This window comes from Pseudomonas sp. R151218B TE3479, from assembly GCF_053629195.1.
Genome location: NZ_JBRJHV010000001.1, coordinates 5,653,238 through 5,665,496 on the forward strand (window position 1 = coordinate 5,653,238; position 12,259 = coordinate 5,665,496).

At 61.1% G+C, this 12,259-nt stretch carries 15 protein-coding genes; 1 reads left to right on the forward strand and 14 read right to left on the reverse strand.

What is annotated here, in order from left to right; genetic code table 11:
• Positions 1 to 218: 218 nt before the first annotated feature.
• The 13 genes from AB7M32_RS24390 to AB7M32_RS24450 form a co-directional block, all read right to left on the reverse strand.
• Positions 219 to 1,013 carry a TatD family hydrolase gene (locus AB7M32_RS24390; protein WP_454251631.1) on the reverse strand — a complete coding sequence of 265 codons (795 nt, stop codon included), beginning with the start codon at positions 1,011 to 1,013 and terminating at the stop codon, positions 219 to 221.
• A gap of 11 nt (positions 1,014 to 1,024) precedes the next feature.
• Complete coding sequence (locus tag AB7M32_RS24395) at positions 1,025 to 1,381, reverse strand: PilZ domain-containing protein (protein ID WP_072406315.1); 357 nt, start codon at positions 1,379 to 1,381, stop codon at positions 1,025 to 1,027.
• A gap of 49 nt (positions 1,382 to 1,430) precedes the next feature.
• Positions 1,431 to 2,417, reverse strand: a complete 987-nt coding sequence (locus tag AB7M32_RS24400; RefSeq protein WP_454251632.1) for a DNA polymerase III subunit delta' — start codon at positions 2,415 to 2,417, stop codon at positions 1,431 to 1,433.
• Complete coding sequence (tmk, locus tag AB7M32_RS24405) at positions 2,410 to 3,042, reverse strand: dTMP kinase (protein WP_454252196.1); 633 nt, start codon at positions 3,040 to 3,042, stop codon at positions 2,410 to 2,412. The genes AB7M32_RS24400 and tmk overlap by 8 nt, the downstream gene beginning before the upstream one ends.
• Before the next feature lie 20 nt (positions 3,043 to 3,062).
• Positions 3,063 to 4,229, reverse strand: a complete 1,167-nt coding sequence (gene mltG / locus AB7M32_RS24410; RefSeq protein ID WP_454251633.1) for an endolytic transglycosylase MltG — start codon at positions 4,227 to 4,229, stop codon at positions 3,063 to 3,065.
• Between the two features lie 3 nt (positions 4,230 to 4,232).
• Positions 4,233 to 5,048: an aminodeoxychorismate lyase gene (pabC, locus tag AB7M32_RS24415; RefSeq protein WP_454251634.1), complete on the reverse strand. Its 816-nt coding sequence runs from the start codon at positions 5,046 to 5,048 to the stop codon at positions 4,233 to 4,235.
• Positions 5,048 to 6,292, reverse strand: coding sequence for a beta-ketoacyl-ACP synthase II (gene fabF, locus AB7M32_RS24420; RefSeq protein WP_092255817.1), 1,245 nt, complete (start codon positions 6,290 to 6,292; stop codon positions 5,048 to 5,050). The genes pabC and fabF overlap by 1 nt, the downstream gene beginning before the upstream one ends.
• A gap of 108 nt (positions 6,293 to 6,400) precedes the next feature.
• Positions 6,401 to 6,637, reverse strand: a complete 237-nt coding sequence (gene acpP / locus AB7M32_RS24425) for an acyl carrier protein (protein ID WP_003175607.1) — start codon at positions 6,635 to 6,637, stop codon at positions 6,401 to 6,403.
• Positions 6,638 to 6,828: 191 nt separating this feature from the next.
• A complete protein-coding gene (fabG, locus tag AB7M32_RS24430) occupies positions 6,829 to 7,572 on the reverse strand; it encodes a 3-oxoacyl-ACP reductase FabG (RefSeq protein WP_454251635.1) in 744 nt (247 codons plus the stop codon).
• Positions 7,573 to 7,587: 15 nt separating this feature from the next.
• Positions 7,588 to 8,526 carry an ACP S-malonyltransferase gene (fabD, locus tag AB7M32_RS24435; RefSeq protein WP_072406322.1) on the reverse strand — a complete coding sequence of 313 codons (939 nt, stop codon included), beginning with the start codon at positions 8,524 to 8,526 and terminating at the stop codon, positions 7,588 to 7,590.
• A gap of 123 nt (positions 8,527 to 8,649) precedes the next feature.
• The gene (plsX, locus tag AB7M32_RS24440; protein WP_092168507.1) at positions 8,650 to 9,660 is read right to left on the reverse strand and encodes a phosphate acyltransferase PlsX; all 1,011 of its coding nucleotides are present in this window, start codon (positions 9,658 to 9,660) and stop codon (positions 8,650 to 8,652) included.
• Between the two features lie 4 nt (positions 9,661 to 9,664).
• Positions 9,665 to 9,847, reverse strand: a complete 183-nt coding sequence (rpmF, locus tag AB7M32_RS24445) for a 50S ribosomal protein L32 (protein ID WP_003179396.1) — start codon at positions 9,845 to 9,847, stop codon at positions 9,665 to 9,667.
• Positions 9,848 to 9,860: 13 nt separating this feature from the next.
• Positions 9,861 to 10,388 carry a YceD family protein gene (locus tag AB7M32_RS24450; RefSeq protein WP_003204262.1) on the reverse strand — a complete coding sequence of 176 codons (528 nt, stop codon included), beginning with the start codon at positions 10,386 to 10,388 and terminating at the stop codon, positions 9,861 to 9,863.
• Between the two features lie 105 nt (positions 10,389 to 10,493).
• Here AB7M32_RS24450 and AB7M32_RS24455 point away from each other — a divergent pair, with 105 nt between their 5' ends.
• Positions 10,494 to 11,072, forward strand: a complete 579-nt coding sequence (locus AB7M32_RS24455; RefSeq protein ID WP_454251636.1) for a Maf family protein — start codon at positions 10,494 to 10,496, stop codon at positions 11,070 to 11,072.
• Positions 11,073 to 11,265: 193 nt separating this feature from the next.
• Here the strand turns inward: AB7M32_RS24455 and AB7M32_RS24460 are convergent, their stop codons facing one another.
• Complete coding sequence (locus AB7M32_RS24460) at positions 11,266 to 12,255, reverse strand: S49 family peptidase (RefSeq protein WP_454251637.1); 990 nt, start codon at positions 12,253 to 12,255, stop codon at positions 11,266 to 11,268.
• Positions 12,256 to 12,259: the final 4 nt, after the last annotated feature.

Genomic DNA, 12,259 nt, shown 5'->3' on the forward strand with positions numbered 1-12,259 from the left:
AGAACTTATCCGAAGCGAGCGTATTCCAAATTTGTTTAAAAACCGCCCCGGCCAGACTGGACGCGTTGGCATAGTGATCAATACTTGAACTGTCGGCGCGACATCTCCCCCAAGTGACGCGCTGATAAAGGTACCAACGGACCGCGTGCCTTTGTTTTACTCCTAATGGTCTTAACCCGGATTCACCCCCCAGAACCCGGGTTTTTTTTGCATGAAATTCAGGCAGCCACCGGACGGACGTGAGCCAGCGGAAACAATTGCTTAAAGTTTTCCGTCGTCTGCTCGGCAAACCGTTCGTAGGACTCACCGCGCAACATTGCCAGAAATTCTGCCACTTCCCGTACGTATTGCGGAAGGTTCGGCTTGCCGCGATACGGAATCGGTGCCAGGTAAGGCGAATCGGTTTCCACCAGCAGCCGATCAGCCGGCACTTTGCTCGCGACGTCGCGCAAGGCATCGGCATTGCGGAACGTGACAATCCCGGACAAGGAAATGTAATAGCCCATGTCCAAGGCAGCCTTGGCCATGTCCCAGTCTTCGGTGAAGCAATGCAGCACACCGGCCTGGGGCAGCGCGGCGTCACGCAGCAGGGCCAGGGTGTCGGCCCGGGCGCCACGGGTGTGGATGATCACCGGTTTGCCGGTCTGCCGGGCAGCTTCCAGGTGCAGCCGGAACGAGGCTTGCTGCACGTCGGCGGCTTCTGGCTCGTAGTGATAGTCCAGGCCGGTTTCGCCAATGGCGACCACTCGTGGATGATCGAGCTCACGCAACAGCCAATCGAGCGCCGGCGCGGCGTCGGGCTGGACATCCAGTGGATGGACACCGACTGAACAATCGACATCGGCATAACGCCCGGCCAAGGCCTTGACGTCGGCGGCGTTGTCGGCGCTGACGCCGATGCACAGGAAGTGCCCCACACCCCGCTCACGGGCTGCGTCCAGCGCAGCATCCAGTGAGCCGCCGTGGGCAGCGAGGTCGAGACGGTCAAGGTGACAATGGGAATCTACAAGCATAAAAGGCCAGGCTACATCGTATGGGTGGGACGGTCGGACTTCAGGGAGCCGGCCAAGTGGGTTTCGATCTGATTGCGAGCCGCATTGTCGCCGTCGTTGAACTGCACGCCTACGCCGGCGGCCCGATTGCCCTGGGCGCCCTTGGGGGTCAGCCAGATCACCTTGCCAGCGACCGGGATTTTCTCCGCCTCGTCCATCAGGCTCAAGAGCATGAACACTTCATCGCCCAAGCGATAATTCTTGTTGGTCGGTATGAACAGGCCTCCATTCTTGATGAAAGGCATGTAGGCGGCGTAAAGCACCGACTTGTCCTTGATGGTCAGGGACAGGATGCCGTTACGTGGGCCGGGACTGACAGGTTCGTTCATGCTGATCTCCGCTGCGGTTGAGCTGAGTTTAGTAGCTAGGCCGTGTCTGTCAGTTTCGACCAGGCAAACTCGCCCACTGCACCAACAATGCCTCGAGCAACAGAACCCGATTGAGGTTCGCCTTGCTCAGCACCTTCTGCCGTTGGGCAAGAATCCAGTCCTGGATGTTCAAGATTTTATCCTGGCTGCTTTTTTGCGCCAGGTACTGGATCACCTTGCGCATATCCGCCAGCCCCAGGCCCGCCTCGTCTTCGGTCAACTGGTAACGCAGGATCAGGCTCGCCCAGTCGCAGAACCAGTCAAACAGCAGGAGTAGCGGAATGGCGTTCCAACCCTCGGCCAACTGCGTGGGGGATTGCTGCTGCTTGAGCAGTTTCTTCACCCCGTCCACCACCAAGGCCCGCTGTTCACGCACGCCTTGGGCCTGAAGGCTGACAGCCGCCAGGGGCGAACCGGCCGCGAGGGTCAGCAGTTCGATACGTTCCTCATCGGTGTTGTCAGGCAAGGCCTGGGCCAGCCATTGCAAGCTCATCGCTTCGCTCGGCAACGGACAGGCCTGTTGCACGCAGCGACTCTTGATGGTCGGCAACAAGCGACTCGGCTGGTGGCTGACCAACAGCAGCACGGTATCGCCGGAGGGTTCTTCGAGGCTCTTGAGCAAGGCGTTGGCAGCGTTGATGTTCATCGACTCGACCGGCTCGATCAGCACCACTTTGCGCCCGCCCATCTGCGAGGTCTGAACCACGAAGCTGACCAAGTCCCGGACCTGGTCGACCTTGATCGCCTTGTCCGCCTCTTCCGGTTCCAGCACGTAATTGTCGGGATGGCTGCCAGCCTTGAGCAGCAGGCAGGACTTGCATTCACCACAGGCGTTCGAAGCACCGGGACGCAGGCACAGCAGGCTGGCCATCAGGCGTTCGGCCAGTGCCCGCTTGCCGATGCCGACCGGGCCATGCAGCAGATAGGCGTGGGCATGCTGGGCACGACCGGCCAGTTGTTGCCAGAGACCGTCTTGCCAGGGATAGGCTTCAGCCACGGACACGCTCCAGCAAACGTGGCAGCAAGCCATCCAGGGATTGCTGGACCTGGTTCAGCGGCTGCGCGGCATCGATCAGCAGGTAACGCGCCGGATCGGCCTTGGCGCGCTCCAGGAAGGCATTGCGCACGGCATTGAAGAAATCCTGGCCCTCAAGCTCGAAACGATCCAGCCGGCCACGGGCGCTGGCGCGGGCCAGGCCAATTTCAACTGGCAGGTCGAACACCAGGGTCAGGTCCGGCCGCAGGTCACCCTGGACGAAGGTTTCCAGCGTGGCAATGCGCTCCAAGGACAAGCCTCGGCCGCCGCCCTGATAGGCGTAGGTCGAATCGGTAAAGCGGTCGCAGAGCACCACCGCGCCACGGGCCAGCGCCGGTCGAATCACCTCGGCTAGATGCTGCGCACGGGCAGCGAACACCAGCAGCAGCTCTGTGTCAGGGTTCATGACCTCTTCAAGGGGAGCCAGCAGTACCTCGCGAATGCGCTCGGCCAGCGGCGTACCGCCCGGCTCACGGGTCAATACCACCTCGATGCCGGCGGCCCGCAGGCGTTCGGCCAGGTATTCGCGGTTGGTGCTCTTGCCGGCGCCTTCCGGGCCTTCCAGCGTTATAAACAAGCCAGTCACTGGGCGATCCTTAATCAAAGTCATTGCGGGCTCGGTGGCTCGCTGGCGTCCGGTTCGGGGGTCGGTACCTGGGGCGGCACCTGGGGCACCGCTTCGGGTGCCGTGTCGGGCGAAGCCGCCGGGATCGGCGTCTGCTCGTCCGGCGCTGCCGGGGCCGGGGCCGGGCTGGAGCGGTAGTCGGCACGGCGCTTGAGCTGGAACTCGCGCACCGCGTTGTTGTGCGACTCCAGGTCATCGGAAAACACGTGGCTGCCATCGCCACGGGCGACAAAGTAAAGACTGTTGCCCGGCGCCGGATTCAACGCGGCGTGAATCGCTTCGCGTCCCACCATCGCGATCGGCGTCGGCGGCAAGCCCGGGATCAGGTAGGTGTTATAGGGGTTTTCTTCTTTCAAGTGGGCGCGGGTGAGCTTGCCCGTGTAACGCTCGCCCAGGCCGTAGATCACCGTGGGATCGGTTTGCAGCAGCATGCCCAAGCGCATGCGGCGCACGAATACGCCGGCAATCTGCCCGCGCTCCTGGGGGACGCCGGTTTCCTTTTCCACCAGGGACGCCATGATCAGCGCCTGGTACGGCAAGGTGTAAGGCACATCGGCGGAACGCTGTGCCCACTCTTTGGCGAGTACGTCCTCCAAGCGGTCGTAGGCTTTCTTCAGCAGGTCGACATCCGAGGTACCGCGCACGAAGCGATAGGTGTCCGGGAAGAACCGGCCTTCGGGAAATACTCCCGAATGACCGAGACGGTCCATGACCTGGCTGTCGCTCAGGTTGGTGAGGGTCTGCTGGAGCTTCTCATCCTTGGCCAGCGCGGCGCGCACCTGGCGGAAATTCCAGCCCTCCACCAGCGTCACGCTGTACTGCACCACTTCGCCGCGCTTCCAGACACCGATCAGGTTTTCCATCGTCATCCCCGGCACCATCCGATATTCACCGGAGTGCAACGGCTGGTCAGCGAGATTGAAGCGCCAATAGATCCGCAGCCAGAAAGCGTCCTTGATCAAGCCATCGGCTTCGAGGCGCTTGAGGGTTCCGGTAGGGGTGGTCCCGTTGGGCACGTCCAGCAATTCTTCCTGGGTGATGTTCAGCGGCTGTTGCAGCGCCGAATGAATCTTCCAGGCCGAAGCACCCAACAACAGCCCTGCCAGGACCAGTCCGGTCTCCAGCAGCAGCAAGAATTTACGTCTCACGAATCAAACATCCAATAGCGCACGGGCAAGGGTCTGCAGTTTACGGGTGAGCGGGCCAACCGACCAGCGCGCCGAACCGCATCCGCGCACCGGCCATACGCCATAAACGCTATTACAGACGAAGACTTCATCAGCCTGATGCAGTTGTTCGAGGCTGATGTCGGTGATTTGCGTGACGATGCCTTGGGACTTGGCTTGAAACAATAATTCGGCACGCATCACGCCGGCCACACCGCAACGGCTCAGGTCCGCCGTAAACAAGACGCCATCGCGCACCAGGAACAGATTGCTGAACACACCTTCGATTACCCGTCCGGACACGTCCAGCATCAAGCCTTCAGCGTATTGCGGATCGCGCCATTCGGCACGAGCCAGCACTTGTTCCAGGCGATTGAGGTGCTTGAGCCCGGCGAGCAAGGGCTGCTCGGACAAACGCACGGTGCAGGGAAACAGCAGAATGCCTTGGTCGCCATGGACGGCGGGATAGGCGGCCGGCGGACTGCCTTGCAGAATGCGCCTGACCGGCGTCGAGGGATCAGCGGCATAACCGCGCAGGCTGTCGCCACGGGTCACGATCAACTTCAGCACGCCGTCGCCCAGGTCGCGGGCGTAGGCGTCCAGCTCAGCGCTCAACGCGCTCATGTCGACGTTGAGCGCCAACCGCTGGCAACCTGCGTCCAGGCGCTGCAGGTGACGCTCCAGCAACAGCAGGTTGCCACCGCGCACGGCGATGGTCTCGAACAACCCATCCCCGTAAGCCAGGCCGCGATCTTTCAGCGACAGGACGTCGGCTGGATGACCGTCGACCCAGCTTTCCATCAACCGGCGAACCGGCGGAACACCAGCGAACCGTTGGTCCCGCCAAAGCCGAAGGAGTTGGACAGCACCACATCGATGTCCATGCCGCGGGCCGTGTGCGGCACGAAGTCCAGGTCGCAGCCGTCGTCCGGCTCATCGAGGTTGATGGTCGGCGGCGCCGTCTGGCTGTTGATCGCCAGTACGCTGAAGATCGCTTCCACCGCCCCAGCCGCACCCAGCAGGTGACCGGTCATGGACTTGGTCGAGCTGACCGCCAGCTTGTAGGCGTGCTCGCCGAACACGGTCTTGATCGCCTGGGCTTCGGCCAAGTCGCCGGCCGGTGTGGAAGTACCGTGGGCGTTGATGTACTGCACCTGCTCGCCGTTGATTTTCGCGTCACGCAAGGCGTTGGCGATGCAACGGGCCGCACCGGCGCCATCGGCCGGTGGCGAGGTCATGTGGTACGCGTCGCCACTGGTGCCGAAGCCGATCAGTTCGGCATAGATGGTCGCGCCGCGCGCCTTGGCGTGTTCCAGCTCTTCGAGCACCAGCGCACCGGCACCGTCGGACAGTACGAAGCCATCGCGGCCCTTGTCCCATGGCCGGCTCGCGCGGGCGGGCTCGTCGTTGCGGGTCGACAGCGCACGGGACGCGCCGAAACCGCCCATGCCAAGACCGCATGCGGCCATTTCAGCGCCACCGGCGATCATCACGTCGGCTTCGTCGTACATGATGTTGCGCGCGGCCATGCCGATGCAGTGGGTACCGGTGGTGCACGCCGTGGCGATGGCGTAGTTGGGTCCCTGGGCGCCCAGGTGGATGGACAGGAAACCGGAAATCATGTTGATGATCGAGCCCGGCACGAAGAACGGAGAAATCCGTCGCGGCCCCGAATCGTGCAGCGTGCGGCTGGTTTCTTCGATATTGGTCAAGCCGCCAATACCCGAACCCATGGCCACGCCGATGCGTTCACGGTTGGCGTCGGTGACTTCCAGGCCGGCGTTACGCACCGCCTGGAAACCGGCTGCCAGGCCGTATTGAATGAACAGGTCAAGCTTGCGGGCTTCCTTGACCGACAGGTATTCCTCGACATTGAAGCCCTTTACCGAGCCGCCAAAACGAGTGGAATAGGCAGAAAGGTCGGTGTGTTCGATCAGACCAATGCCACTGCGGCCAGCCAGAATGCCCTGCCAACTGCTCGGCACATCCGTGCCCAGTGGCGACAACATACCCATACCGGTGACTACGACGCGTCTACGCGACACAGCACTCTCCTTTTTCTAATGACGACTTTGCATCAGGCCTAAAGAAAAAACCGCACGCCGTGACGGCAGTGCGGTTTTTCCATGACAGCTAGCGACGACTGAATACGATTACGCCTGGTGGCTGGTAACGTAGTCGATAGCAGCTTGTACAGTAGTGATCTTCTCAGCTTCTTCGTCAGGAATCTCGGTCTCGAATTCCTCTTCCAGAGCCATCACCAGCTCAACGGTGTCAAGGGAGTCGGCACCCAGGTCTTCAACGAAGGAAGCGGTGTTCACAACTTCTTCTTCTTTAACGCCCAGTTGCTCGGCAACGATTTTCTTGACGCGCTCTTCGATGGTGCTCATACCTTGTTTTCACTCCTAATGGACAAATTCAGGCAGCTGGCCGGTGGGTAAGTGTATAGAAGAACTTTTCGGTTTTTCAACCGAAAGCTTCACTCCTCAAACCCCGCGGCCCGCCGTCTATAAATTGATTGCAGCTTTATAACGGATTTTAGACAGCTCGTATGACATTTTTTTGAAGCAATCCGTCACATTTAACTCATGTACATCCCGCCGTTCACCGGGATTGTAGCCCCGGTCACGTATGCCGCACCGTCCGAAGCAAGAAAAGCGACCACGGACGCGATTTCTTGAGCTTGCCCCAGACGACCCAGCGGAATCTGTGTCAACAAGCCTTCGCGCTGTGCTTCCGGCAGTTCACGGGTCATGTCGGTGTCGATGAAACCCGGTGCAACCGAGTTTACCGTAATCGAGCGCGAACCCACTTCACGCGCCAGCGCACGGCTGAAACCTTCCAGACCGGCCTTCGCCGCAGCATAGTTTACTTGGCCTGCGTTGCCCATGGCACCCACAACCGAGCCGATACTGATAATTCGACCCCAGCGAGCCTTGGTCATGCCACGCAGAACGCCCTTGGACAGCCGGTACAGACTGTTCAGGTTGGTGTCGACGACATCGAACCATTCGTCATCTTTCATGCGCATCATCAGGTTATCGCGGGTGATACCGGCATTATTGATCAGGATCGCCGGCGCGCCGAACTGCTCCTGAATGCTTGCCAGCACCGCCGCAACGGATTCGTCGCTGGTGACGTTCAGCTCGAGGCCAGTGCCCTGGATGTCGTTTTCCTTCAGGGTCGCGGCGATACGCTCGGCGCCCGAAGCGGAAGTCGCGGTGCCGATGACGATGGCGCCTTGACGACCCAGCTCCAGGGCGATGGCCTGGCCGATGCCACGGCTAGCACCGGTCACCAGTGCAACTTTACCTTGCAGACTCATGCAAGCTTCTCCTGTTCAGGCCTGCGCCGCACGGGCGGCAGCGAAGGCATCTGGGGTGTTGAGGTTGGAAGTCGACACGCCTTCGGCGCAGCGTTTGTTCAGGCCTGCCAGCACTTTGCCAGGACCGCATTCGACCAATTCGGTCGCGCCCTTGGCTGCCAGGGTCTGCACCGATTCGACCCAGCGAACCGGCTTGTAGAGTTGTTCCAGCAGATCACGCTTCAAGGTCTCGAGATCAGGCGCCACGTCGGCGCTGACATTCTGCACCACGGGAATCTGCGGGGCCTGCCAATCGATGGCCGCGATGGACTCGGCAAAGCGCTCGGCGGCCGGACGCATCAGTTCACAGTGCGACGGCACGCTGACCGGCAATGGCATGGCGCGCTTGGCACCACGGGCCTTGCAGCCCTCGATGGCGCGCTCGACTGCCGCCTTGGCACCGGCGATGACCACCTGGCCCGGAGAGTTGAAATTCACCGCGCTGACCACTTCGCCTTGCGCCGCCTCGGCACAGGCCGCCAGTACATCGGCGTCTTCCAGGCCGAGGATCGCGGCCATGCCGCCCTGCCCGGCCGGAACGGCTTCTTGCATCAACTGGCCACGACGCTCCACCAGTTTCACCGCGGCACCCAGGCTCAGGCTGCCAGCGGCCACGAGGGCGCTGTATTCGCCCAGGCTATGACCGGCGACGAATGCCGGGCGCGCGCCACCTTCAGCCAGCCACAGGCGCCACAAGGCGATCGAGGCGGTGAGAATGGCCGGTTGGGTTTTATCGGTTTGATTGAGCCGCTCTTCCGGCCCTTGCTGGGTCAGTGCCCACAAGTCATAGCCGAGCGCATCGGAAGCTTCTTTGAATGTTTCGAGGACCAGCGGGTATTGCGCGCCCAGCTCGGCCAGCATGCCGAGGGACTGCGAGCCCTGTCCTGGAAAGACGAATGCGAGGGAAGCAGACATGAAAACAAAGCCCCTAATGATCTTGTCGTCAAAAATTGACGCCCCTGGGGGCGCTAGCAAACTGAAAGTTGGATGGCGGGTTGAACCGACCGGTCACATTTAAGCATTGTCGGACGAAAACGCCTAAGTTAACAAATCCTCGAGGCGACCGTGCAAGCGCTCCGGCAGGTTCTCCTGGATCTCGATCACCGCTCGGTTGATCGCACTTTGGAAACCCTGCACGCCCGCCGACCCGTGACTCTTGATCACGATACCTTGCAGACCGAGGAAACTCGCACCATTGTGCCGCGCCGGCGCCAGGTCCGCCTGCAAGCGACGCATCAACGGCAGCGCCAGGGCACCGACCACCCGCGAAGCGAGGCTTTGCCTGAACAAGGTCTCGATGCGCTGGCCGATCATGGTCGCCAGCCCCTCGCTGGACTTGAGCAGGATATTGCCCACGAAACCGTCACAAACCACCACATCGGCCTCGCCACGGTACAACCCATCGCCTTCGACGAAGCCGATGTAGTTGATGCCCCGCGCAGCCTGCAACAACGTGGCCGCCAGCTTGACCTGCTGGTTGCCCTTGATGTCTTCGGTGCCGATATTCAACAACGCCACGCGAGGACGCACGATGCCCAGGGTTTCAGCCGCGACCGAGCCCATCACCGCGAACTGCAGCAGATGCTCGGCACTGCAATCGACGTTCGCCCCCAGGTCGAGCAACTGACAGAACCCACGCTGGGTCGGGATCGCCGCCACCATCGCGGGCCGGTCGATACCCGGCAAGGTCTTGAGTACATAGCGTGACAGCGCCATCAGCGCACCGGTATTGCCAGCACTGACACAGGCCTGGACCTTGCCATCACGCAGCAGCTCAAGGGCCACCCGCATCGAGGCGTCAGGCTTGCCGCGCAGGGCCTGGGCTGGCTTTTCGTCCATGGTGATGACTTCGGACGCCGGGACAATCGTCAGGCGCGCGCGATCCACAGCCGATTGGCCGCTGAGCATGTCTTCCAGGAGGGGGGATTGACCGACGAGGGTCAGGTGCAGCGAGGGTGTAGCATTCAGACAAGCAAGGCTGGCCTGAACAATGCTGCGGGGACCGAAGTCCCCGCCCATTGCGTCAATCGCGATGACTTGAGCGGACAAGTGATTACTCGTCGGCGCCCTTGTCGATCACTTTACGGCCACGGTATACGCCTTCTGGCGATACGTGGTGACGCAGGTGAACTTCACCGGTGGTCTTTTCTACGGACAGGGTGCTAGCCTCGAGAGCGTCGTGCGAACGGCGCATGTCACGGGCAGAGCGGGATTTTTTGTTCTGCTGAACAGCCATAATTGATTAACTCCTAAACGTTTGGGTCACGCTTTAACTGCGCCAATACACTGAACGGGTTGGACCGCGTTACCTCGTCCTCGCTCGGTTCGGGCTCATCTGCTCCCGCCGGCTGCTGGCATTCTTCCGGATGATGAGCAGGCACAATGGGCAAGGCGAGCAGAAGCTCCTCCTCGATCAGTGACTGCAGATCCAATGGATCTTCGCCCAGTTCCAGCACGTCATAACCTTTCGGCAACGACTGGGTATTCGCACCCTCCTTCACCACGGCGTAACTGCATTCGCTGTGGATCGGCAGGGTGACCAGCTCAAGACAACGCTGGCAAACCATTTTGACTTCAGTGTCGATAAAGCTGTGGATAACCACAGATTTACGTTCATCTCGTTCAAAAACGAATTTGGCCTGGACCGTACCGACATCGTCGGAAAGCGGGTCGCAGAGTCTCTTCAAATCGGCCAGCAGCAGCTCACCTTGAAGGGTGGTGCCACGGTCAGCCAATTTGCGCGGGTCAACGTGAGGTGGAATCGGGTCATTCAACATAGGCGCAGCATTATAGGGATGCCCCCGGCCATGTCAAAGGAAATTCAGCCCTGTCCGTCACTTGCGTGCCTCGCTAGAATTCGTCGCCGACTCCTGGAGATGCCCATGCTGCCTTTATTACTCGCCTCAAGCTCAGTCTATCGCCGGGAATTGCTCGCCCGCCTGGGACTGCCGTTTGTCTGCAGCTCACCTGATATCGACGAAAGCCATCGCCCCGGCGAACCCGCCCTCGAACTGGTCAAACGCCTGGCCCGGGAAAAAGCCCTGGCATTGGCGCCAAGCCATCCAGGGCACCTGATCATCGGCTCAGACCAGGTCGCCGTGCTCGGCGAGCGCATCCTGGGCAAGCCTCACACCTTCGAGAACGCCCGCGAACAACTGCTGGCCGCCAGCGGCACCAAGGTCACGTTCCTGACCGGCTTGGCACTGCTCAACAGCCGGACAGACGCCTGCCAGGTCGATTGCGTTGCGTTTACCGTCAATATGCGCACCCTGGATCCAGAGCGCGTCGAACGCTACCTGCGCGCCGAGCAACCCTACGATTGCGCCGGCAGCTTCAAGGCCGAGGGGCTGGGCGTAAGCCTGTTCCAGAGCACCGAAGGACCGGACGCCACCAGCCTGGTCGGGCTGCCGCTGATTCGCCTGGTGGACATGTTGCTGGCCGAGGGCGTGCAAATCCCCTGAAGCCCGGGCATTGAGAGCAACCCCTGCTAAATACAAAACTTGTGGCGAGGGGATTTATCCCCGCTGGGGCGCGAAGCGGCCCTATCAATGGAGCCGCGCACCGAGGCGACAAGGGGCGCTTCGCGCCCAACGGGGATAAATCCCCTCGCCACAGAGGGGCTGTCAGCCTCTCTGCATTGAAACTCCAAGGCAATCAGCGCAACGCCGGCCCCTGGAACCCCATCCACATCGCCAGACGCTCAGCGATGCTGGCGCCCAGCTTTTTCGAGAAACGATCGAGCGGCGACTCTTCAATGGTGAAATCCACCAATTCCTTCTCGCCAATCACATCCCGAGCCACCGAACTGGCACTGCCCAAGCCATCGATCAAGCCCAGCGGCAACGCCTGCTCGCCCGACCAGACCAGCCCGGAGAAGAGTTCCGGGTGCTCCTTGTCTTTCAGGCGCTCGCCCCGGCCCTTCTTGACGCTGGCGATGAACTGCTTATGAGTAGTGTCGAGCACGCCCTGCCAGAACGCCGTTTCCTCAGGCTTTTGCGGCTGGAACGGATCAAGGAAGGATTTGTGCTCGCCGGCGGTATAGACCCGGCGCTCCACCCCAAGCTTGTCCAGTGTCTCGACAAAGCCGTAACCCGCCGCCGTCACGCCAATGGAGCCCACCAGGCTGGCCTTGTCGGCATAGATCTGGTCCGCCGCACTGGCGATGTAATAGGCACCGGAGGCACCGAGGTCGGAAATCACCGCGTAGACCTTGATAGCCGGATGCGCCGCGCGCAAGCGGACGATTTCGTCATAGACGTAGCCGGCCTGCACCGGGCTGCCACCCGGACTGTTTATACGCAGCACCACGCCCTTGACCTTCGAATCTTCGAACGCGGCCCGCAGGCTGCCGATAATATTGTCCGCACTGGCCGCTTCCTTGTCGGCAATCATGCCTTCGATGTCGATGACCGCCGTATAGGCCGAACCACCTCCCGGACTCTGCTTGCCATCAACCGCCTGGAAAATCATCGCCAAGCCGAAAAACAGGTAGATGAAGACCAGGCACTTGAAGAAGATCCCCCAGCGGCGCGCACGACGCTGTTCCTCCACCCCGGCCAACAGGGTCTTTTCCAGCAGCTTCCAGCTTTTTTCGTCACCGTTGTCAGCGCTCGCCTTGGCCGGTGCCTTCCATTCATCGGTCATACAT